Source organism: Rhodoglobus sp. GW821-FHT12B09, assembly GCF_058809925.1.
Window position 1 is genome coordinate 178439 of record NZ_JBXATB010000001.1, and the last position, 22408, is coordinate 200846.

The 22408-nt window shown below is 70.0% G+C and carries 22 protein-coding genes; 18 read left to right on the top strand and 4 right to left on the bottom strand.

What is annotated here, in order from left to right; genetic code table 11:
- Positions 1-142: 142 nt before the first annotated feature.
- The 4 genes from AC1RTC_RS00855 (at position 143) to AC1RTC_RS00870 (ending at position 4166) form a co-directional block, all read left to right on the top strand.
- On the top strand, positions 143-1507 hold the full coding sequence (locus AC1RTC_RS00855) for an extracellular solute-binding protein (protein WP_493153562.1): 1365 nt from the start codon (positions 143-145) through the stop codon (positions 1505-1507).
- Between the two features lie 67 nt (positions 1508-1574).
- Complete coding sequence (locus AC1RTC_RS00860; protein WP_493153563.1) at positions 1575-2483, top strand: carbohydrate ABC transporter permease; 909 nt, start codon at positions 1575-1577, stop codon at positions 2481-2483.
- Entirely contained in the window at positions 2480-3364 is an 885-nt protein-coding gene (locus tag AC1RTC_RS00865; RefSeq protein WP_493153564.1) for a carbohydrate ABC transporter permease, read from the top strand. The genes AC1RTC_RS00860 and AC1RTC_RS00865 overlap by 4 nt, the downstream gene beginning before the upstream one ends.
- A gap of 16 nt (positions 3365-3380) precedes the next feature.
- On the top strand, positions 3381-4166 hold the full coding sequence (locus AC1RTC_RS00870; RefSeq protein WP_493153565.1) for an ABC transporter ATP-binding protein: 786 nt from the start codon (positions 3381-3383) through the stop codon (positions 4164-4166).
- A 246-nt stretch (positions 4167-4412) separates the two neighbouring features.
- On the opposite strand, the gene AC1RTC_RS00875 is transcribed toward AC1RTC_RS00870, so the two are convergent.
- Genes AC1RTC_RS00875 through glgX form a run of 3 tightly spaced genes read right to left on the bottom strand, consistent with a single transcriptional unit; the run spans position 4413 to position 8035 of the window.
- Positions 4413-5459, bottom strand: a complete 1047-nt coding sequence (locus AC1RTC_RS00875) for a LacI family DNA-binding transcriptional regulator (RefSeq protein ID WP_493153566.1) — start codon at positions 5457-5459, stop codon at positions 4413-4415.
- 46 nt (positions 5460-5505) lie between these two features.
- On the bottom strand, positions 5506-5976 hold the full coding sequence (gene ybaK, locus AC1RTC_RS00880; RefSeq protein WP_493153567.1) for a Cys-tRNA(Pro) deacylase: 471 nt from the start codon (positions 5974-5976) through the stop codon (positions 5506-5508).
- Between the two features lie 4 nt (positions 5977-5980).
- A complete protein-coding gene (gene glgX, locus AC1RTC_RS00885; RefSeq protein ID WP_493153568.1) occupies positions 5981-8035 on the bottom strand; it encodes a glycogen debranching protein GlgX in 2055 nt (684 codons plus the stop codon).
- Between the two features lie 55 nt (positions 8036-8090).
- Here glgX and AC1RTC_RS00890 point away from each other — a divergent pair, with 55 nt between their 5' ends.
- The 10 genes from AC1RTC_RS00890 (at position 8091) to gatA (ending at position 17828) form a co-directional block, all read left to right on the top strand.
- Entirely contained in the window at positions 8091-9260 is a 1170-nt protein-coding gene (locus tag AC1RTC_RS00890; protein ID WP_493153569.1) for a cysteine desulfurase family protein, read from the top strand.
- A 193-nt stretch (positions 9261-9453) separates the two neighbouring features.
- Positions 9454-9786 (top strand): ArsR/SmtB family transcription factor, encoded by a 333-nt coding sequence (locus AC1RTC_RS00895; protein WP_493153570.1) that lies wholly within the window; start codon positions 9454-9456, stop codon positions 9784-9786.
- Positions 9786-10040, top strand: a complete 255-nt coding sequence (locus tag AC1RTC_RS00900) for a hypothetical protein (protein WP_493153571.1) — start codon at positions 9786-9788, stop codon at positions 10038-10040. Before AC1RTC_RS00895 ends, AC1RTC_RS00900 begins: the two co-directional genes overlap by 1 nt.
- Before the next feature lie 17 nt (positions 10041-10057).
- Positions 10058-10282 (top strand): hypothetical protein, encoded by a 225-nt coding sequence (locus tag AC1RTC_RS00905; protein ID WP_493153572.1) that lies wholly within the window; start codon positions 10058-10060, stop codon positions 10280-10282.
- Positions 10283-10309: 27 nt separating this feature from the next.
- A complete protein-coding gene (mnmA, locus tag AC1RTC_RS00910; RefSeq protein WP_493153573.1) occupies positions 10310-11416 on the top strand; it encodes a tRNA 2-thiouridine(34) synthase MnmA in 1107 nt (368 codons plus the stop codon).
- Between the two features lie 32 nt (positions 11417-11448).
- On the top strand, positions 11449-13665 hold the full coding sequence (gene ligA, locus AC1RTC_RS00915) for an NAD-dependent DNA ligase LigA (RefSeq protein ID WP_493153574.1): 2217 nt from the start codon (positions 11449-11451) through the stop codon (positions 13663-13665).
- 428 nt (positions 13666-14093) lie between these two features.
- The gene (locus AC1RTC_RS00920; RefSeq protein ID WP_493153575.1) at positions 14094-15392 is read left to right on the top strand and encodes an alpha/beta hydrolase; all 1299 of its coding nucleotides are present in this window, start codon (positions 14094-14096) and stop codon (positions 15390-15392) included.
- Positions 15393-15573: 181 nt separating this feature from the next.
- Positions 15574-15963, top strand: coding sequence for a hypothetical protein (locus tag AC1RTC_RS00925; protein ID WP_493153576.1), 390 nt, complete (start codon positions 15574-15576; stop codon positions 15961-15963).
- Between the two features lie 72 nt (positions 15964-16035).
- A complete protein-coding gene (gene gatC, locus AC1RTC_RS00930) occupies positions 16036-16335 on the top strand; it encodes an Asp-tRNA(Asn)/Glu-tRNA(Gln) amidotransferase subunit GatC (protein ID WP_493153577.1) in 300 nt (99 codons plus the stop codon).
- Positions 16332-17828, top strand: a complete 1497-nt coding sequence (gatA, locus tag AC1RTC_RS00935; protein WP_493153578.1) for an Asp-tRNA(Asn)/Glu-tRNA(Gln) amidotransferase subunit GatA — start codon at positions 16332-16334, stop codon at positions 17826-17828. Before gatC ends, gatA begins: the two co-directional genes overlap by 4 nt.
- A 203-nt stretch (positions 17829-18031) precedes the next feature.
- On the opposite strand, the gene AC1RTC_RS00940 is transcribed toward gatA, so the two are convergent.
- Positions 18032-18580, bottom strand: a complete 549-nt coding sequence (locus AC1RTC_RS00940; protein WP_493153579.1) for a CGNR zinc finger domain-containing protein — start codon at positions 18578-18580, stop codon at positions 18032-18034.
- Positions 18581-18621: 41 nt separating this feature from the next.
- Here AC1RTC_RS00940 and AC1RTC_RS00945 point away from each other — a divergent pair, with 41 nt between their 5' ends.
- The 4 genes from AC1RTC_RS00945 to AC1RTC_RS00960 all read left to right on the top strand — a co-directional run bounded on the left by AC1RTC_RS00945 (position 18622) and on the right by AC1RTC_RS00960 (position 22394).
- A complete protein-coding gene (locus tag AC1RTC_RS00945) occupies positions 18622-19614 on the top strand; it encodes an EamA family transporter (RefSeq protein ID WP_493153580.1) in 993 nt (330 codons plus the stop codon).
- 9 nt (positions 19615-19623) lie between these two features.
- Positions 19624-21138: an Asp-tRNA(Asn)/Glu-tRNA(Gln) amidotransferase subunit GatB gene (gatB, locus tag AC1RTC_RS00950; RefSeq protein WP_493153581.1), complete on the top strand. Its 1515-nt coding sequence runs from the start codon at positions 19624-19626 to the stop codon at positions 21136-21138.
- The gene (locus AC1RTC_RS00955) at positions 21138-21470 is read left to right on the top strand and encodes a glutamyl-tRNA amidotransferase (RefSeq protein WP_493153582.1); all 333 of its coding nucleotides are present in this window, start codon (positions 21138-21140) and stop codon (positions 21468-21470) included. The genes gatB and AC1RTC_RS00955 overlap by 1 nt, the downstream gene beginning before the upstream one ends.
- A 189-nt stretch (positions 21471-21659) precedes the next feature.
- A complete protein-coding gene (locus tag AC1RTC_RS00960) occupies positions 21660-22394 on the top strand; it encodes a hypothetical protein (protein WP_493153583.1) in 735 nt (244 codons plus the stop codon).
- Positions 22395-22408 lie beyond the last annotated feature (14 nt).

The window sequence follows — 22408 nt, forward strand, 5'->3', positions numbered from 1 at the left end:
CTTGACTTGTCGGGGTTCAGCGGCGATGCTCATTCCAGCCAAGTGATAAAGCGCTTTGGCAGCGCGGCTCACACGGTAGCACCCCCTCACGCACCACAGCAACGACGCTCGAGCGCAGGCTCGGCCGAGAAAGGTTTCGACGATGAAACTCGCAAGCAAGGCACTGGCCGCGGTCACCGCGGTCGGCCTCCTCTCCCTCGCGGCGTGCGCGCCAAGCGCCCCGACCGCCGAGGACATCGACCAGCAGAAGGTCACCATCACGATCGGCAACCAGCCGCCCGCCTCGCAGGAGGCCGAGCTCGCGTACTTCAACGAGAAGCTCGACGCGTTCAAGAGCGCCCACCCGAAGTGGACGATCAAGACGTCGGAGGCGACCTGGGATCCGGAGACCTTCGCCGCCCAGCTCGCCGGCGGCAACCTCCCGACCGTCTTCGGTGTTCCCTTCACCGAGATGAGCGGCCTCATCCAGCGCGGCCAGGTCGCCGACATCACGGACGCCCTCGCCACGACCTCCCTCTCGTCGGAGCTCAACGCCTCGACGCTCGCCATCGCCCAGGACGCCAAGGGCCAGGTCTACGGCATCCCGACCGACGCCTACTCGCTCGGGCTCGCCTACAACCGCGCGCTCTTCGAGCAGGCCGGCCTCGACGCCGACAACCCGCCCACGACCTGGGACGAGGTGCGCGCCGCTGCCAAGACCATCGCCGACAAAACCGGCAAGACCGGCTTCTCGCAGCTCACCAAGGACAACCAGGGCGGCTGGATCATCGCGGCGCAGTCGTACAGCCGCGGCGGCACCATGGAGAACGAGGACGGCACCAAGGTCACGTTCGACTCCGATGCCACCAAGGACTCGCTGCAGTACCTGCACGACCTGCGCTGGGAGGACGACTCCATGGGCTCGAACTTCCTGCTCGGAGCCGCGGACCTCGCCCAGCAGTTCGCCGCGGGCGAGGTGGGCATGTTCGTGATCCAGTCCCTCGCCTACCAGCCGATTGTCGAGGTGTTCGGGATGCCCTCCGCCGACTTCGGCTTCACGACCCTGCCGACCGTGGACGGCGGCGACTCGGTGACGCTCTCGGGCGGCAACGTCGAGATCGTCAACGCCAAGGCGACGGAGGCCGAGAAGGTCGCGGCCGTCGAGTGGATCGACTACTACAAGCTCGAGAAGTACCGCTCTGAGGACGCGGCGCTCGAGGACGCCAACCTCAAGGTCTCGCAGAACACGGCGGTGGCGATCCCCGGCCTCTCGCCCGTGAGCGACAAGCAGTTCGAGACCTACCTGGGCTGGATCAAGGACGTCAACAACGTGCCCACGTCGAACTTCCAGCCGTACCTCGACCGCGCGCCCAAGCAGACCGTGCTCGCCGAGCCCGCCAGCAACTCGCAGGAGCTCTACGCGGCGCTCGACCCGGTCGTGCAGGCTGTACTGACCGACAAGAACGCCGACATCGACTCGCTCGTCGCCGAGGCCGCCAAGGCAGTTCAGGCGAAGCTGGGCCGATAGTAAGACCTGCGGGGGCCGGCGACCCCGGCCCCCGCAGCACGTCCCCCCGCCGATCTCCCGGAGAACCATGACAGCAGCACCACCCGCCTCGCGCTTCACGCGCTGGCGCCGCCGGGGAGGGCTCAGCACACTCGCGCTCGCTGTGCCCACCCTGCTGATCTTCGGCTACTTCTCCTGGAAGCCCCTCCTCCAGGGCATCACCATGAGCTTCCAGAAGTGGAACTTCGTCGCCGACCCCACCTGGGTCGGCCTCTCCAACTTCGAGTACGTGCTCGCCGACCCTCTGCTCGGCACCGCGGTGCTCAACACCCTGTGGTTCACGGTGCTCGCGATCCTGTTCGGATTCCCGCTGCCGATCGCCCTCGCCGTCGCGGTCTCCACCCTGCGCGGCCCCGCTCGGCGCCTCGCGTCCTTCCTGGCCTACCTTCCCGTGATCGTGCCGCCCGTGGTCGCGATCCTGCTGTGGAAGGTGTTCTACGACTCGAGCCCGCACGGGCTCTTCAACAGCCTGCTCGCGATCGTGGGCATCGGCCCGCAGCCGTGGCTGAACTCCGCGGCATCCGCCATGCCCTCGATCGTCCTCGAGGCGACGTGGGCGGGCGCGGGCACGGCCACGCTCATCTACCTCGCCGCCATCACGAGCGTGCGGCCCGAGCTGTATGAGGCCGCAGAGCTCGACGGCGCGGGCATCCGGCACCGTATCTGGCACGTGACCCTTCCCGGGCTGCGCACGGTCATCGTGATCATGCTGCTGCTGCAGCTGATCGGGGCGACGCAGGTGTTCGCCGAGCCGTTCCTGTTCACCGGGGGCGGGCCGCAGAACGCGACGGTCACCGTGCTCGTGCTGCTCTACCGGTACGCCTTCACGGCGGGGGACTACGGGGCGGCGACCGCCCTGGGCGTGCTGCTCGCGGTGTTCCTCGCGGCCCTCTCGGCCGTCTACCTGCTGGTCACGAGAAAGTGGAGCGACGCATGAGCGACGACGCGCGCACCCTGGTCTCCCGCCACGACCTCGTCCGTCCCGGCACCCGAGTGGCGGTGCGGCTCGTGCACGCCATCGTGCTCGCGGGGGTCGTCATCGCCGGGCTCGGCCCGATCGCGTGGCTCGCGTTCGCGTCGCTCAACACGACGCAGGAGGTACTGCGCGATCCGTTCGGCGTCTTCCTGCACGCCGACGAGTGGGGCAACTACGCGGCGGCGTTCGGAGTTGTCGACGTCGGGAAGTACCTGCTGAACACGATCATCGTCGCGGGCGGCGCGTGCCTCGCCAACCTCGCGGTGGCGATCTCGGCGGCGTACGTCATCGCGATCCTCAAACCGCGCTGGGCGGGAATCCTGAGCGGGGCGATCCTGGCGACGCTGTTCCTGCCGGGCGTCGTCTCGCTGGTGCCGCTGTACCTCACGATCCTCGACGTGCCGCCGTTCGGCATCAACCTGCAGAACACGTACTGGGCCGTCTGGCTGCCCGCGGCGGCGAACGCGTTCAGCATCCTGATCATGGTCGGGTTCTTCCGCGCCATGCCGCGCGAGCTGATCGAGGCGGCCCGGATCGACGGGGTCGGCAACCTCCGGATGCTCTGGTACATCGTGCTCCCGCTGTCGCGCCCCATCCTGGGCGTCGTCGCCCTGCTCGCGATCATCGCGGCGTGGAAGGACTACCTCTGGCCCTCGCTGGTGCTCGCCGACTCGGCGGTGCAGCCCATCTCGGTGGCCCTGCCGCTGGTGGGCAAGATCACCGACCTCTCGGTGTTCATGGCTGCGCTGCTGCTCGCGACGATCATCCCGGTGCTGCTGTTCGCGGTCTTCCAGAAGCAGATCCTCTCCGGAGTGGGGGCGACCTCGGGGCTCAAGGACTGACCGTAGGCTCGTCTTCGTGCCACCGGTCGTAGAGCTCCGCAGCGTCTCGTTCGTCAGGGAGGGCAGGCGCATCCTCGACGACGTGTCCTTCGTCGTCGAGGCGGGGGAGCACTGGGCCCTCCTCGGCCCCAACGGCGCGGGCAAGAGCACGATCCTCGGCTTCTGCGGCGCTCTCACGCACCCGACCACCGGCACCGTGCACGTGCTCGACGGCCAGCTGGGGCGCACAGAGCTGCAGGCGCTGCGGCGGTCGATCGGGCACGTCAATCCGCGGCACCCGGTCCGGTCGCCGCTCACCGTGCTCGAGGTGGTGCTCACCGGCATCACGGGAACGATCGAGAGCGCCATGCGGTGGGAGCCCACTGCCGGCGAGCTCGATCGCGCGCACGGGCTGATCGGCGCGCTCGGCCTGGCCGGGATCACCGATTCGCTCTGGCCGAACCTCTCGCAGGGCGAGCGCGGCCGCACCCTCATCGCCCGTGCACTCATCTCCGAGCCTCGGCTCCTCCTGCTCGACGAGCCGTCGACCGGCCTCGACGTCGCGGCCCGGGAGCAGCTGCTCGAGACGATCGACACGCTCGAGCAGTCGCATCCCGAGGTCGCATCGATCCTCGTGACCCACCACCTCGAGGAGCTGCCGAGCACGACCACCCACGCCATGCTCGTGTCGCACGGCAGGCTCACGGCGGTGGGCGCGGTGCACGACGTCGTGACCACGGCGAACGTCACCGCGGCCTTCGAGCACCCGATCGACGTCGACTTCCGCGACGGCCGCTGGGGAGCCCGCGCCCGCCGCCGCTAGCTGCTCCCGCGGGCGCCCCGCCCTGCCCGCCCCCCGCCCGCCGCCCGCCTTCCCTGCCAGCCGCCCCGCCCGCCCCGGTACCAAATGCAGGAGGTGAGCGCTCTCACGCAGAGTGCTCCGGCAGAAGTACGCGGATTGGGCGAGCGGCACTCCTGCATTTGATACAGCCGGGGGATGCCCGGGGCCGAGGGACGCCCCGGAGCCGGGGTGCCCGGGGCCGGGGGACGCCCGGAGCAGGCGGCAGCGTCAGCCGAGCAACGACTCCACGACGAGCGACCGCGGGGTCTCCGGGCCGCCGAGGGTCGAGCGGCCGGGAACGAGGACTCCGGGCACCAGGGCCGTCGTGGCCTCCTCGCCCGAGAGCTTCGCGGCGACGAGTTCGACCGCGGCAGAGCCGACCGCGTCGAACCGGAGGTCGATGGTGGTGAGCAGCGTCTCCGTGACCCCCGCCTGGCCGGCCTTGTTGTCGACGCCGATGATGGCGATGTCCTCCGGAACCCGGATGCCCGCGGCGAGCAGCTGCGCGTGCAGGCCGATGGCGATCTCGTCGTTGCCCGCGAAGATGGCGTCGCACTCCACGCCGTCGGCGAGGATGGCGTTCGCGGCGGCGAAGCCCCACTCCCGCGTGAAGTCGCCGTGGCGCACGGGCTCGACGAGGGAGAGTCCGCGCGACTCGAGCCCCTCGCGCAGGCCGCGCGCGCGGTCCCGCACCGAGTTGAGGCGCGCCTCGGCGGTCACATGGACCACGCGGGTGCGACCGATGCCGGCGAAGTGCTCAGCGGCGAGACCGCCCGCGAACGCGTCATCCGGCAGCGTGCAGAGGTCGTCGGGGTCGTCGGAGCGCGAGAAGGCGTAGACCACGGGCCCGGTGAAGTCGTGCGACACGGATGCGCTGAGGAAGTCGGTGCCCTCGCCGATCACGACGACGCCGTCGACGTGGCGCGACTGCAGGCGGCGCACGTGCTCGCGCCGCTGCTTGCCGTCGTGCTGTGCGTCGTACAGCGTGCTCGCGAGGTCGACGTCGGAGAGCGCGCGGTTGACCCCGACCAGCACGGGCATGCAGAACGCGCCCGACGCATTCTCGGCGAGGATGCCGATGGTGTTGCTGCGCCCGGATGCCACGGACCGCGCGAGCGCGTTGGGCCGGTAGTCGAGGCGCCGGGCCGTCTCCAGCACGCGCTCCCGGGTCTGCTCCGCCACGCGGCCCGAGCCGTTCATCACCTGGGACGCCGTCGCTATCGACACGTCCGCGGCGCGCGCGAGATCGATGAGTCGTACAGACTTCGTCGCCACGTTCGCTCCCTGAGGTTCCTTCGTCGATCCTAGCTGCGAAACCGCTTTAGCGAGCGATCGCCGCGATGATCGCCCCCGTGGCGCTCACCAGGTCGGCGGGCGCGAGCTCGATGTCGAACCCGCGGCGGCCGCCCGACACGAACACCGTGTCGTACAGCTCGGCGGTCTCGTCGAGCACGGTCACGTGCCGCAGCTTCTGCCCGATGGGGGAGATGCCGCCGACGACGTAGCCGGTCCGCCGCTCGGCGAGCTTCGGGTCCGCCATCTCCGCCTTCTTGCCGCCCGCCGCCGCGGCGAGGGCCTTGAGGTCGAGCTTGCCCGAGACCGGCACGATGCCCACGACGAGCTGGCCGTCGACATCCGCCATCAGGGTCTTGAAGACCTGGCCGGGGTCGAGGCCGAGCGCGTCCGCGGCTTCGAGGCCGAAGTTCGTGGTGCCGGGGTCGTGCGCGTACTCATGGGCGGTGAACGGGATGCCCGCCGCCCCGAGCGCGACCGTCGCAGGGGTGCCGCTCATGCGCTCAGTGCGCCCTGAACAGCTGCATCGACGCCCCCGCCACGACGAGCTCGCTGCCCGGGCCGTGCTCGTCCATCGACTCGGTCGCGTCCTCGACCGCGGAATCCCACAGCAGCGTGTACGACGTGACGCCCTCGTGCTCGGGCAGGGTCACGGTCACGTCGTCCTCGAGGCCGTGCACGATGAGCAGGATGCGGTTGAACTCCTCGAACTCGGGGGTCGACGCGGCGAGGTACTGCAGCGTGCGCTCCTCGGGGGAGTCCCAGTCCTTCTCGCTCATGGCGAGCCCCTGCTTGTTGTACCAGTCCATCTGCGTGGCGCTCGGCACGGTCTCGCCCCACTTCCCGTACCGCACCGGCCGCAGGGCGGGGTTCTCGCGCCGCAGCTCGATCAGCTGGCGGGTGACCTGCAGCAGGTCGTCCTGCCAGTCCTCGTGCTCCCACGGCAGCCAGGTGAGCTCGCCGTCCTGGTTGTACGCGTTGTTGTTGCCCCGCTGGGTGCGCCCGAACTCGTCGCCGGCGGTCAGCATCGGGATGCCCGCGCTCAGCAGCAGCGTGCCGAGCAGGTTGCGCATCGCCTTGCAGCGGGCCTCCCTGATGGTCTCGTCGTCGGTGTGGCCCTCGGCGCCGTAGTTGAACGAGTGGTTGCTGTCGGTGCCGTCGCGGTTCTTCTCGCCGTTGCCGAGGTTGTGCTTCTCGTTGTACGCGGTGAGGTCGGCCATGGTGAAGCCGTCGTGGGCGGTGATGAAGTTCACCGAGGCCATGGGCCCGCGCTCCTGCGAGAACACGTGCGCCGAGCCCGCGAGCCGCCGCGCGAGGGAGCCGATGCCGTTCGGCGCAGCGCCGTTCGCCCGGGCGGCCCCGATGTCCGTGAGCCAGAAGTCGCGCATCCGGTCGCGGTAGCCGTCGTTCCACTCCGACCAGCCGTCGGGGAACTTGCCGACCTGCCAGCCGCCCATGCCCACGTCCCACGGCTCGGCGATGATCTTCACGCCCTGCAGCTGCGGGTCGTCGCGAATGGCGAGCAGCAGGGGATGCTCGGGCTGGAACTCGTTCGCCGCATCCCGCCCCAGGGTCGCCGCGAGGTCGAAGCGGAATCCGTCTACCTGCACGTCGTTCGCCCAGTACCGCAGCGAGTCGAGGATGAGCCGCTGGGCGGCCACCGTCGCGGTGTTCACCGAGTTGCCGCAGCCCGTGACATCCACGTACTCGCCGTCCGGTGTCTGGCGGTAGTAGTTCTTGTTGTCGAGGCCGCGCAGGCTCGTGGTGGGCCCGCCCAGGCCCTCTTCGGCGGTGTGGTTGTAGACAACGTCGAGCACGACCTCGAGCCCCGCCTCGTGCAGGAGCTTGACCATGCCCTTGAACTCGCGCAGCACCGCGCCGGTGCCGCCGAACTGCGCCTCGCGGCTGGCGTACGCGGCGTGCGGGGTGAAGAAGTTGAGTGTGTTGTAGCCCCAGTAGTTGATGAGGCCCTGCTTGATGAGCCGCTGCTCGCTCACGAACTGGTGCACCGGGAGGAGCTCGACCGTGGTGACGCCGAGGTCCTTCAGGTAGGCGATGGTGGACTCGTGGGCGAGCCCCGCGTACGTGCCGCGGAGCTCCTCCGGCACCTCCGGGTTGAGCTTCGAGATGCCCTTCGCGTGGGCCTCGTACAGTACGGTGTGGTCCATGCCGATGCGGGGCTTTCTCGAGTGGCCCCAGTCGAAGGTGTCGGGCTCCTGCACATAGCCGCGCCAGTCGCCGCTCGACGTGCGGGCCAGGCCGCGGGCGTACGGGTCGATGAGGTGCAGCGCGGGGTCGAACGCGTGGCCGGGGGTCGTCGGGCCGTTGGCGCGGATCGAGTACCGCACGCCGGGCACGAGCTGCTTCGACTCGGCAGCCCAGACGTCGCCCTCGCCCTTGGCCATCGGGATCGTCTTGGCGACCCACGACGGGTCCTTCTCGTCGAACAGGCAGAGCTCCATGCTGGTCGCCGAGGCGGACCACACCCGCAGCTCGCCGCCCCTGTCGCCGAGGGTCACTCCGAGGTCGGCCAGATGGTCAGTCGGGTGGTCAGGCATGGGGACAAGGGTAGCCAACGCGTGAGTCATGCTTGTTACGAAGGAGGCACAGCACATGGAGGCACAGCGCACGGAAGCACAGCGCACGGGCATCTACCTCGACCACGCGGCCACGACGCCGCTGCGGCCGTCCGTGCTCACCGCCTACGTCGAGGCGCTCGGCGTCGTGGGCAACCCGTCGTCGATCCACTCACGGGGCCAGCAGGCGAAGCGGATGCTCGAAGAGGCGCGCGAGGCGGTGGCCTCCTCCCTGGGCGCCGACGCCGTCGAGGTGACGTTCACGTCGGGCGGGACCGAGGCGATCAACCTCGCGATCAAGGGGCTGTTCTGGTCGCAGCGCGCCCTGGATCCGGCGAAGCGCCGCATCCTCGTCTCCCGCGCCGAGCACCACGCCACCATCGACGCGGTCGAGTGGCTCGAGCAGCACGAGGGCGCGGTCATCGACTGGATCCCCGTCGACTCGGCCGGCCGTATCGACCTCGCCTACGTGGAGTCTGCGCTCGCCGACGACGTAGCCCTCGTCACCGCCCTGTGGGCGAACAACGAGGTCGGTACTGTCCAGCCGGTCGAGGCGCTCGTCGCCCTCGCGGCGGTGCACGGGGTGCCGGTCCACTGCGACGCCGTCTCGGCCTACGGGCACGTGCCGATCGACTTCCACGCGTCCGGGCTCGCCGCGCTCAGCGTCTCCGCCCACAAGATCGGCGGGCCGGTGGGCGTCGGCGCGCTCCTCATCTCCCGCGCGACGACCGTCACCCCGCTCCTGCACGGCGGCAACCAGCAGCGCGCCCGGTCGGGCACGCAGGACTCGGCGGGCGCCGTGGCCTTCGGCGTCGCGGCATCCCTGCCCCTCTTCGACAGCACCGCCCTGCGCGACCGGCTGATCGCGGGGGTGCAGCGCGCCGTGCCGACGGCGATCCTGCGCGGCGACCCCCTCCACCGTCTGCCGAACAACGCGCACTTCACGTTCCCCGGCTGCGAGGGCGACTCCCTTCTCTTCCTGCTGGATGCCGCGGGCTTCAGCGTCTCGACCGGCTCCGCCTGCCAGGCCGGGGTGCCCGAGGCCTCCCACGTGCTCCTCGCGATGGGACTCATCGAGCCCGACGCCCGCGGAGCCCTCCGCATCACCGTCGGCCACGAGACCACGGAGGCCGAGGTCGACGCGTTCCTCGCCGCGCTCCCCGCGGCGGTCGAGCGCGCGAGGTCGGCGGGCATGGCGGCGGGCTGAGCAGCTCGCGACTGCGCCACCCGCCGCGCGGGGTGGCCGCCTCCGCACCCGTGCGGACCTTTCGACACGGCGCGCCCGCCGTTCCCTCCGCGCGAGGTCGCAACCACCGCATGGCTCGGGCAGCGCGACCGACCGTGCACTTGCGCCCGCCTTTGCACCTGTAATAAACTTCTGACAGGTGAAAGGAGGAAGCGTGAATGCGGAGCAGCTGAGCACGTGGCTGACCGCGATCTCGAGTCCGCAGCGCATGCGCATCCTCGCCACGATCGCCGAGGCACCCCTGCACGTGAGTGAGATCGCGCGCCGGATGGGGATGTCTCGCGCACTGCTCTACATGCACCTCGCCAAGCTCGAGGAGGCCGGGTTCGTGACCGGCCACCACGAGCTCACCGAGGACGGCAAGGCGCTGAAGCTCTTCACCGCAGCGCCCTTCACCAAGACCCTCGACCTTGCCGCTCTCGTGGCGGCGGTCGCGGCATCCCCCCAACAAACTCCGCAGGAACCCCCGAAGGAAGGCAACGACTAATGGAGTACTGGTTCTACAGCCTCTGGTTCTGGCTCGCCCTCGTCGCGATCATCGCGATCGTCGCGGGAGTGATCACGAACGCCGTGAACAAGGGCAACGAGACGAAGCGCTACGTTGCCGACGCCGCGAACGGCGGCGACTACAAGAAGCTCGCCGACGATGCCGCGGCGACAAACACCGAGCTCCTCGCGAGACTGGGCGCCGTCGAACAGCGCCTCGGCTCGATCGAGAAGACCCTCACCGAGATCCCCTAACGAGAGCGAGCACGACAATGGACATCCCCTGGTACGGCTACATCGCCATCATCGGCGTCATCGGCTGGGCAGCCATGGTCATCATCGGCGCCCGCGGCTACGGGCGCTCGAAGGAGGGCAACGCCAAGGCGGGCGACGTGATGCAGGAGAACATCGCGACCAACAAGGCGGTGCTTGCCAAGCTCGAGAGCATCGAGACCCGTTTGGGCGTCGTCGAGAAGACCCTCACCGACATCCAGTAGCTCAGGAGTAGTACGTACACTCGTCGGGTGAAGGTTCTCGCGGCGATGAGTGGGGGAGTGGACTCCGCCGTCGCTGCCGCGCGCGCCGTCGACGCCGGCCACGAGGTCGTCGGGGTGCACCTCGCGCTCAGCCGCACTCCCGGCACGCTGCGCACCGGTGCCCGCGGGTGCTGCACCATCGAGGACTCGATGGATGCCCAGCGCGCGACCAACATCATCGGCATCCCGTACTACGTGTGGGACTTCTCCGAGCGGTTCCGCCTCGACGTCGTTGACGACTTCATCGCCGAGTACGCCGCCGGCCGCACCCCCAACCCGTGCATGAGGTGCAACGAGCGCATCAAGTTCGCGGCGCTCCTCGAGAAGGCGCTCGCGCTCGGCTTCGACGCCGTCGTGACCGGCCACTACGCCTCGATCGTCACCGACGCCGACGGCAACCGCGAGCTGCACCGCGCTTCCGCGTGGGCGAAGGACCAGAGCTACGTCCTCGGCGTGCTCACCGCGGAGCAGCTGGCGCACGCGATGTTCCCGCTGGGCGCCACCCCCTCCAAGGCGGAGGTCCGCGCCGAGGCCGCCGCCCGCGGCTTCAGCGTCGCGAACAAGCCCGACTCTCACGACATCTGCTTCATTCCCGACGGCGACACCCGCGGCTGGCTCGCCGACAGGGTGGGCGCCGAGCAGGGCGCCATCCTCGATCGCGACGGCACGGTGATCGGCCAGCACGAGGGTGCGCTCGCCTTCACGATCGGCCAGCGCAAGGGCCTCAACGTCGGCTACCCGACGGACGACGGCAAGCCGCGCTTCGTCCTCGAGATCCGACCCAAGACGAACGAGGTCGTGGTCGGGCCGCGCGAGGCGCTCGAGATCGGGGAGCTGGCGGGCACGAAGTACTCGTGGGCGGGGCTTCCGCCCCGCGATCCGGCCACGCCGTTCGACTGCGAGGTGCAGGTGCGCGCCCACGCCGACCCGGTGCCCGCGACGGCTGTCGTGCGCGACCGCGAGCTCGTGGTCACGCCGGTAGAGCCCATCACGGGCCTCGCGCCGGGGCAGACCGCCGTGCTGTACGTCGGCACCCGCGTTCTCGGCCAGTGCACGGTCGCGCGCACCGTCTCCGCCGTGCCCATTCGCGCCTGAGCAACGTCGGCGGCCGTCCGTAAACTGGCGGGGTGGCAGAGAGCGAAGTACATCAACACGCGGATGCGGAACTGACGGCGGCGAAGGCCGAGGTCGACGCGCTGACCACGCGCATCCTCGAACTGCGCGACGCGTACTACGAGCGGGACGAGGAGCTCGTCAGCGACGAGGAGTACGACCGCATGATGCGGCGCCTCGACGAGCTCGAGCGGATGTTCCCCGAGCTCCAGGGGCAGGACAGCCCCACCCAGACCGTCGGCGGCCGCGCCGCGACCCTCTTCGACCCCGTCACGCACGCCGAGCGCATGCTCTCGCTCGACAACGTGTTTTCCCTCGACGAGTTCACCGCCTGGGCCACGAAGGTCGAGCGCGACTCCGGCCGCCGCGTCGACTTCCTGTGCGAGCTGAAGATCGACGGCCTCGCCATCAACCTTCGCTACGAGAACGGCCGCCTCGTCAGTGCCGCCACGCGCGGCGACGGGGTGGTCGGGGAGGACGTCACCGAGAACGTGCGGTTCATCAACGGAATCCCGGCGCGACTGACCGGCGAGGGGCATCCGCCGCTCGTCGAGGTCCGCGGCGAGATCTTCTTCCCGGTGGAGTCGTTCCGCGAGCTGAACGCCGAGCAGGCTGCCGCGGGGGAGAGGGTGTTCGCGAACCCACGGAACGCGGCATCCGGGTCGCTCCGCCAGAAGTCCGAGGGCAAGAACGCGGCGGGGCTCGACCTCATGCACCGCAGGCTGTCGCGGCTCCGGATGCTCGTGCACGGCATCGGCGCCTGGGGCAACCCTCCCGTGGCGTCGCAGAGTGAGACGTACGAGCTGCTCAAGGGCTGGGGCCTGCCCACCAGCACCCACTACCGGGTGCTGCCCGACGCCGCCGGGGCCGCCGAGTTCATCGAGTACTACGGCGACCACCGAGACTCGGTTGAGCACGAGATCGACGGCATCGTCGTGAAGGTCGACGAGCTGTACCTGCACGAGGAGCTGGGGGCGACCAGCCGGGCGCCCCGCTGGGCCATCGCCTACAAGTACCCGCCCGAGCAGGTGAACACCAAGCTGCTCGACATCGTCGTCTCGGTCGGCCGCACCGGCCGGGTTACCCCCTTCGCCGTCATGGAGCCGGCGCGCGTCGCGGGCTCGGTGGTGCGCCAGGCCACCCTCCACAACCAGGACGTCGTGAAGGCCAAGGGCGTGCTCATCGGCGACACCGTCGTGCTGCGCAAGGCGGGCGAGGTGATCCCGGAGGTGCTCGGGCCGGTCGTCGAGCTGCGGGACGGCACCGAGCGCGAGTTCGTCATGCCCACCCACTGCCCGGAGTGCGGCACGCTGCTCGCCCCGGCGAAGGAGGGCGACATCGACCTGCGCTGCCCGAACGCGCGCAGCTGCCCCGCCCAGGTGCGGGGGCGGGTCGAGCACGTCGGCTCGCGCAACTCGCTCGACATCGAGGGGCTCGGCGAGGTCGGCGCCGCGGCGCTCACGCAGCCGCTCGTGCCCGAGGTCCCGCCGCTCGTCACCGAGGCGGGGCTGTTCGCGCTCACCCTCGACGACCTCGTCGACATCCGTGTCGAGGTCCGCGATCGCGAGACCGGGCTGCCGACGGGGCGCACCGAGACGCCGTACCAGCGCAAGCGCGCCAAGAAGGACGGCGAGGGCGACTCCGAGTTCGTGCCGTCCAGCGCCGCGACGAAGCTGCTCGAGGAGATCGAGAAGGCGAAGACCAAAGACCTCTGGCGCATCCTGGTGTCGCTCAGCATCCGGCACGTCGGGCCGGTCGCCGCGCGGGCGCTCGCGAACTACTTCGGCTCGCTCGACGCGATCCGCGCCGCCACGAGGGAGGAGCTCGCGGCCGTCGACGGCGTCGGCGGGATCATCGCGGACGCGCTCATCGAGTGGTTCGCGGTCGACTGGCACCAGGAGATCATCGAGCAGTGGGCGGCGGCCGGCGTGCAGTTCTCCACCCCCGGGCATCCCGGTCCCGGTGCCGCTGCGGCCAACGACGGCCCGCTCGCCGGACTGACCGTGGTCGCTACCGGCTCGCTGGAGGGGTTCACGCGGGAGGGCGCGCTCGAGGCGATCATCGCGGCGGGCGGCAAGGCGGCGTCGAGCGTCTCGAAGAAGACGGATTTCGTCGCCGCGGGCCCGGGCGCCGGGTCGAAGCTCGGCAAGGCGGAGGAGCTCGGGGTGCGCATCATCGACGCCGAGCAGTTCGCGAAACTGCTGGCCGGCGGCCCCTCGGCGCTCGACTGAGCCCCAGACGCACGACCCCACACCCACGACCCCAGACCCACGACCGCACACCCACGAGTGTGCAGAAAACGCTCCCAAATCCGACCTAGAGAGCGTTTTCTGCACTCTCGGCAGCCGAGACTCAGGGATGTGCGACACCGGGAGCCTGATCGGCGACTAAACCGGTATATCGCCGGGCTGAAATGTACCCCGAATTCAGGGTTGTCGACCCCCGATTCCGTACGCCTTCCGCGCTCGTTGGAGTTCCCTGTAACCCGGCGGAATTCCAATTAACAATTTTCACAGTGGAAACATTGGTGACCCCCCAAACGGGGCGTTCTATCCCCTACCATGGGGGGGTGCGCGAACGCACGCCGACCCACGGCGTTCGATCGTGCAAACGAGGGACACCCGAAGTGCTGTTTGACGTCGCAGCAATCTTGACCTCGGTGACACTGGGACCGGTCGCCGAGGCCTTTGGCGTTCACGAAATCTCCACGTACTCCGTGCACAGCACGCTGCCGGTCGCGCAGCCCGATGCCCTGCCGGACGCCCCGCCGGCCCCCTTCATCGGCCCCGAGCCTGCCGAGGGCGTCAGCGGCCAGGTGCAGGGCACCCGTCTGCTCGACCAGCTTTCGCTGCTGCCGTCCCGCGGCATCACCACCTGGGCCGCCGCCAACCCGGAGGCCATCGCCGGCCTCCTCGCCAGCCCGCCCCCGGCGCACGACGTCACGCTGTGGTGGCAGGGCCTCGACATGGATGCCCGGCTCGCCCTGCGCAATGCCACCCCGCAGCTCGTGGGCAACCTCGACGGCATCCCGTACTCCATCCGCGACGTCGCGAACCGCGCCGTGCTCACGTCGACCATGCGCAGCCTCAACGAGACGATCGCGACCGAGTCCGGCCGCACGGTGGTGGAGAACGCGAAGCAGCAGCTGCACATGCTGCAATCCATCTCCGACGCGCTCGGCGACAGCCGGTCGTCGAACCGCACCCTGATGACCCTCGATGTCACCGGCCAGGGCCGCGCGGCCATCGTCCTCGGCGACCTCCGCACCGCGGACTACGTGAGCTACCTCGTGCCCGGCATGTTCTTCACCATCGAGAACCAGATGGGGGACTGGGTGGATGCCGCGTCCCGCCTCCACGACGAGGAGCTCAGCTGGCTCGCGCTCCTCGGCCCGGGCGCGGGCACCACGACCACGGCCGACCCGACAGTCGCGACCGTCGCCTGGATCGGCTACCACACCCCCAACCTCACGAACGTGGGCGGCATCCAGAACGCGTACGAGGGCCGGGATGCCCTGGCCAGCGCCATCGAGGGGCTCCAGTCGGTCCGCGCGGGCAACGAGCCCTACGTCTCGGTGATCGCGCACTCCTACGGCTCGACCGCCGCCCTCATGGCGCTGACCGAGTACGACTTCGACATCGACGCGCTCGCCATGGTCGGCTCGCCCGGCAGTCCCGCGAAGTCGGTGGAGGAGCTGCACGTGCGCAACGGCAACGTCTACGTGGGGGAGGCGGCGTGGGATCCGATCCCCAACAGCGCGTACTTCGGCAGTGACCCGGGTGCCAAGAGCTACGGCGCCAAGCCCATGGGCGTGAGCGGGGGAACTGACCCTCTCACGCACCTCGCGCTCGGGGCATCCACCGGTCACAACGAGTACTTCTCCGCCGGCACCGAGTCGATGCGCAACTTCGCCCTCATCAGCATCGGCCAGGGGCAGTACGTCACGTCGGGCCAGTAGCCCGTACCCCGAATGAGTGCTCCCCGTAGTGGGACGCGACACCGCCGCGCGCCAGTCGTAGCGTGATACCCGACGCAATTGCGATGGGGGTCCAATGCGGTCAGGTGTTGCACAGGGGATAGCACGCGGCGTGGGGGCCGCGTGCTTCCTCGTGCTTCCCGTCCTCCTGCTGGGCAGCTGCATGACCCGCGCCCAGGCAGACTCGGCGTCGGATGCCCCCACTCTCGCCCAGGCTCGCAGCGACCTCTACTCCACCCTCGACGAGACGCAGGAGCTGATCGGCGGCAGCTGGAGCAACCTGGACGACCCGAACAGCCGCGGCTGCATCCTCGGCAGTGCCGCCGGCCGCACCTTCTCCGCGCTGCGCACCGCCCCGCCTGTCGGCGACCCCTCGTCGGCCGTCGCGGCGGCCTGGGAGGAGGAGGGCTACACGGTCGACAGCACCCAGATCGGCCCCGTCGCGCAGCTCATCGGAACGAACGAGGGCGCCGCGCTGCTCATCTTCCGGCTCAGCGACCGCGCCATGACTCTGCAGGGCGAGAGCGAGTGCCGCCCAGCCCCGCTGCGCTGACCCAGACGGGCTGACCGTAGACTTGTGCGGTCCCCTTCCGCACGCCGCTGTTCACTCACACCCCGGAGTCGCATGTCTGAAATCACGACCGATGTCGTGTCCCACCTCGCGAATCTCGCTCGCATCGCGCTGACCCCCGAGGAGATCGAGAAGCTCACGGGCGAGCTCGGCGTGATCGTCGAGTCCGTCGCGAAGGTGAGCGAGGTGGCAACGCCCGACGTTCCCGCGACGAGCCACCCGATCCGGCTGGTCAACGTGTTCCGGCCCGACGTCCCGGGCCAGACCCTCACCACCGAGCAGGCGCTGGCCGGAGCCCCGGAGCACGACGGCTCCCGCTTCAAGGTGAGCGCGATCCTGGGGGAGGAGCAGTGAGCGACCTGATCCACCTCTCCGCCGCCGCGCTCGCGGAGAAGCTCGCCTCGCGCGAGGTCTCGTCCGTCGAGGCCACTCAGGCGCACCTCGACCGCATCGCTGCGGTCGACGGCGACATCCACGCCTTCCTGCACGTTAACGCTTCGGCGCTGGATGCCGCGGCCGCCGTCGACGCCCAGCGCGCGGCCGGTGAGAAGCTCGGCCCCCTGGCCGGTGTGCCCGTCGCGATCAAGGACGTGCTCTGCACCATCGGGATGCCCTCCACCGCGGGCTCGAAGATCCTCGAGGGCTGGATCCCGCCCTACGACGCGACCCCGGTCGCGCTGCTCCGGTCCGCCGGACTCATCCCGCTCGGCAAGACCAACATGGACGAGTTCGCCATGGGCTCGTCGACCGAGCACTCGGCGTACGGCCCCACCAAGAACCCGTGGGACTTCGACCGCATCCCCGGCGGCTCGGGCGGCGGCTCTGCCGCGGCCGTTGCGGCTTTCGAGGCGCCGCTCGCCCTCGGCTCCGACACGGGCGGCTCGATCCGCCAGCCGGCCGCGGTCACCGGCTCCGTCGGCGTGAAGCCCACCTACGGCGGAGTCTCCCGCTACGGCGCGATCGCCCTCGCCTCCTCGCTCGACCAGGTCGGCCCGGTGTCGCGCACTGTCCTCGACGCTGCGCTCCTGCACGACGTGATCGGCAAGTACGACCCGCGCGACAGCACGTCGCTCAAGGACGAGTGGCCGTCGTTCGCGGAGGCCGCCCGATCGGGTGCCCGCGCGGAGTCGCTCAAGGGACTGCGCGTCGGCGTGGTCAAGGAGCTCGACAGCCCCGGCTTCCAGGCCGGCGTCTCGCAGCGCTTCCACGAGGCCATCGAGCTGCTCACCGCGGCGGGTGCCGAGATCGTCGAGGTCTCCGCTCCCCACTTCGAGTACGCGGTGGCCGCGTACTACGTGATCCTGCCCGCCGAGGCATCCAGCAACCTCGCCAAGTTCGACTCCGTGCGCTTCGGCATGCGCTCCAAGGTGAGCGGCACCGTCGAGGACGTCATGGCCGCGACCCGCGAGGCCGGCTTCGGTCCTGAGGTGAAGCGCCGCATCATCCTGGGCACCTACGCGCTCTCGGCCGGCTACTACGACGCGTACTACGGCAGCGCCCAGAAGGTGCGCACGCTCATCCAGCGCGACTTCGCCTCGGCGTTCGAGAAGGCCGACGTGCTCATCTCGCCGTCCGCGCCGACCACGGCCTTCACGTTCGGCGAGAAGATCGACGACCCGCTGGCCATGTACCTCAACGACGTGACGACGATCCCGGCGAACCTCGCGGGCGTGCCCGGCATGGGCCTGCCGATCGGGCTCGCCCCCGAGGACGGCCTGCCCGTCGGCTTCCAGATCATGGCGCCGGCCCGCGAGGATGCCCGGCTCTACACGCTCGGGGCCACCCTCGAGCGCCTCCTCGAGGAGAAGTGGGGCCGCACCCTCATCAGCCAGGCGCCCGCGCTCTAGCGCGGGTTGAGTAAGGCGCTCTGGCGCCTGTATCGAAACCCGGTGGGTTGAGTAAGGCGCTCTGGTGCCTGTATCGAAACCCGGTGGGTTGAGTAAGGCGCTCTGGCGCCTGTATCGAAACCCGGTGGGTTGAGTAAGGCGCTCTGGCGCCTGTATCGAAACCGGCTACTCGACTGCGTGGCTTCGATACGGCCCCAAGGCCCCTACTCAACCAGCCGAGACCGGTACGCGACCTGGTTCACGCGATTGCCGCACCGCACGCTGCAGAACCGCTTGGACCCGTTGCGGGAGAGGTCGACGAGCACGCCCTCGCAGTCGGGCGCGTCGCACACGCGCATCCGCTGGGTCTCGTCGGAGCGGATCACGTCCATGAGCGCGAGACCCACCTCCACACGGATGCGCTCGGCGAGGGGCGCGTCGGGGGCCGTCGCGTGCAGGTGCCAGTCGTACTCGTCGTGCCGGATCAGGTACGGCATCGCGTTCGCCTCGCGCATCATGCGGTTCACCTCGAGCGCCGCCGCGTCCCGGTCGAGGCTCCAGAAGCCGCGGATGAGCTCCCGCGTCTGCTGCACCTCGGCGAGCTCGGCCTCGTCCCGGTCGAACCGCCCGGTGTAGTTGTACTCGTCGACCAGTGCGGTCAGCTCCGGGGCTGTCGCGATCTCATCCAGCCCGCTCTTCGAGGCTGCGGGATGGGTGTTCGCGAGCGCCACGGTGAACTCGAGCGTGGCGATCGTGTCAGGGGCAAAAAGCAATTTGACTCCTTATTCTCGACCAGAGTACCGTCAGGCTCACCATGAAGACAAAGACCGCCCAGGGCATCGTGATCGCCGTCCTCGCGTCGCTCGCGTTCGGCACGTCCGGGGCGTTCGTGAAGCCGCTGTTCGAGGCCGGCTGGAGCCCCGCGGCGGCGGTCGCGCTGCGAGCGTTGGCGGGCAGCATCCTGCTCACGCCCTTCGCGGTTGTCGCCCTGCGCGGCCGGTGGGCGGCGCTGTGGCGCGGCCGCTGGCGCGTGCTCGGGATGGCCCTCATCGGCGTGGCCGGCTGCCAGCTGCTCTACTTCATGGCCGTGCAGCGGATTCCCGTCGGCACCGCCATTCTCGTCGAGTACACCGCCCCGGTGCTGCTCGTGCTGTTCGCGTGGGCGCGCACCCGGAGGATGCCGCGCGTGGTCGTGCTCCTCGGCTCCGCCGTGGCGATCGCCGGGCTCGTCCTGGTGATCGGCCCGGGCGCGCTCGCGTCGGTCGACTTGCTCGGCGTCCTATTCGCCTTCCTCGCCGCGATCGGCGCGGCCGGCTACTACCTCATCGCCGCCAGGCCGAACGAGGGCCTCCCGGGTGTCGCTCTCGCCTGGGCGGGCCTGTTCCTGGGCTCCCTCACGCTGTTCGCGGTGGGCGGGCTGCGCGCCGTGCCTTTCACGATGGTCTTCACGGACGTGCCCTTCCTTGGCGGAGTGGCACCGTGGTGGGTGCCGCTCGGCATTGTGGTGATCTTCGCGACCGCGATCGGCTACGCCGCGAGCATCATCGCGACCGGCCTGCTCGGCTCGCGCCTCATGTCGTTCATCGCGCTGCTCGAGGTCGTGTTCGCCACCGTGTTCGCGTGGCTGCTGCTCGGCGAGACGCTCACCCTGTCGCAGTTCCTCGGGGGAGCGCTCATCCTCGCCGGCATCGTGCTCGTGTACTCCGAGCGCCGCGCGGCCGTGCCCGTCGAGCCGCTGGAGATGCCCGCAGCCGTCGAGCCCGTGGGCGAGCACCTACCGGATTTGGAACCGCAGGCGCGCCCGTAGAATCGTCAGGTGGCTAAAGCTGAACTGATGGACTACGACAAGGCCCTCGAACTGTACGAGCCGGTGCTCGGCTTCGAGGTGCACGTCGAGCTCAACACGCAGACGAAGATGTTCTCGGATGCCCCGAACCCCGCCGCGGCCGGCAACGAGCCCCACGAGCCGAACACGACCATCACCCCGGTCGACCTGGGGCTGCCGGGATCCCTGCCGGTGGTGAACGAGCAGGCGATCAAGTACTCGATCAGCCTGGGCCTCGCGCTCGGCTGCTCGATCGCGCCCTCCAGCCGTTTCGCCCGCAAGAACTACTTCTACCCGGACCTCGCGAAGAACTACCAGATCAGCCAGTTCGACGAGCCGATCGCGTTCGACGGCCAGGTCGAGGTGGAGCTCGCCAACGGCAAGACCTTCACGGTCGAGATCGAGCGCGCGCACATGGAGGAGGACGCCGGCAAGCTCACCCACGTGGGCGGGGCGACCGGCCGCATCCAGGGTGCCGAGTACTCGCTCGTCGACTACAACCGCGCGGGCGTCCCGCTCGTCGAGATCGTCACGAAGATGATCACCGGCGCCGAGGCGGATGCCCCTGAGCTCGCCAAGGCGTACGTCTCCGCCATCCGCGACATCGTCGTGTCCCTCGGCATCTCCGAGGCGAAGATGGAGCGCGGAAACCTCCGCTGCGACGCCAACATCTCGCTCAGCCCCCGCGGCTCCGGCAAGCTCGGCACGCGCACGGAGACGAAGAACGTGAACTCCCTCCGGTCCGTCGAGCGGGCGATCCGCTACGAGATCCAGCGCCAGGCGGCGATCCTGGAAAAGGGCGGCACGATCATCCAGGAGACCCGTCACTGGCACGAGGACACGGGGGTGACCTCGGCCGGCCGCCCCAAGAGCGACGCCGACGACTACCGTTACTTCCCAGAGCCCGACCTCCTTCCCGTTGAACCTTCGCTCGAGCTGATCGAGGAGCTGCGCGCCGCCCTCCCCGAGGCGCCGTCCCTTCGTAAGAAGAGACTGCAGGAGGCCTGGGGATTCACCGACCTCGAGTTCCAGGATGTGCTCAACTCCGGCCTTCTCGTCGAGGTGGAGGAGACGGTCGCGGCGGGAGCAGCCCCTGCTCAGGCCCGCAAGTGGTGGACGGGTGAGATCGCGCGGCTCGCGAACACGGCATCCGTCGACGCCTCTTCGCTCGTCTCCCCGCTGCACGTCAGCGAGCTCGTGGCCATGATCGAGAACGGCGACCTCACCGACCGGCTCGCCCGCCAGGTGCTCGAGGGCGTCGTCGCGGGGGAGGGCTCGCCCGGCGAGGTCGTGAAGTCGCGCGGCCTGGCCGTCGTCTCGGACGACACCGCTCTGCTCGCCGCGATCGACGAGGCGCTGGCCGCCCAGCCGGACGTGCTCGAGAAGATCCGCGAGGGCAAGGTGCAGGCCGCCGGCGCCGTCATCGGCGCGGTGATGAAGGCCATGAAGGGCACCGCCGACGCGGCCCGCGTGCGCGAGCTCGTGCTCGAGCGGGCGCAGCAGTAGTGTCCGAGCTCGTCGTCGAGGTGCACATCCCCCTCTCGCTCCCGAAAGAGCTGGAGGAGGGCGAGGAGCCCTTCCCGTGGATCGACGAGGTCTCCGAGTTCCTGGCCGACCTCGAGGACGACCCCGCCGCCGACGGCGCCGCCCAGTACGAGGACGGCGAGGAGTTCGGCGACAACTACGTCTTCTTCCTCCACGGCGCCTCGGAGGCGTCGCTTCTCGCAGCGGCGGCCCGCATCGCCCGGATGCCCGGGGTGCCGACCGGCGCGTTCGCCATGGTCACGGACTCCGATGCCGGGGAGTTCGGGCTCGGCACTCGGGTCGAGCTCGACTGACACAGCCCCGAGGGGCGGAGGCCGGTTGCGGAGGACGACGCGCCGCAGACGCGCCCGCCGGCCCGGTATGCGCGGCGTGGCGTCCTCCGCAACGGCGGATCGTTCAGTCAGAAAACGGCGCAGGTGGAGGCCGGTGGGCTGGTGGGCCGTCTACAGTGAGCACAGGTAGCACCGACGAAGGGCACCACCGTGCGCGCATCACAACTGTTCCTGGGCGTCGCAGCGCTTGCTCTCGTAATTCCCCTGGCGGCGTGCGCGCCGACGGGCGTGACCGGTCCGGCCGGGCCTGCAGGTCCGGTGGGAGCGCAGGGGGCCGACGGGGCCGCGGGGGCACAGGGGCCGCAGGGCGTGCCCGGGCCGAAGGGCGCTGACGGCGCGACCGGTGAGCGCGGGGCATCCGGAGCGCAAGGACCTGCAGGAGCTGCCGGCCCGCGCGGCGCGACCGGCGTCGCGGGGGCCGTCGGACCAGTGGGCGCGCCCGGAGTGGCTGGCGCACCGGGGTCGGGCGAGTCCGCGCTGTTCTACGCGGTGATGCCCGGAGACAACCTGGCGCCGATCGCGGCCGGGGCCGAGGTCACCTTCCCGCACGACGGACCCTCGACGAGCACGCACATCGTCCGGGTTACGCCGTACGACTTCCAGCTCACCATCGCGGGCACCTACCGCGTGAGCTACCAGGTTCCCGTGAACGAGCCCGGCCAGCTCGCCATGTCGGTGCAGGGCGTTCTCCTGCCCTACACGACCTCCGGCCGGGACACCGGCACGAGCCTCATCGGGCTCACCACGCTCATCCACGTGTCGGCGGGCGAGATGATGACCCTTCGTGCTTCGGGGACCAACTCCTCGTCGATCACGATCAGCCAGGGCGTGGGCGGTGCCACCACCGTGGCGAGCCTGCTGATCGAGCTGGTGAAGGCGGACTAGCGCGGGCTCCTCAG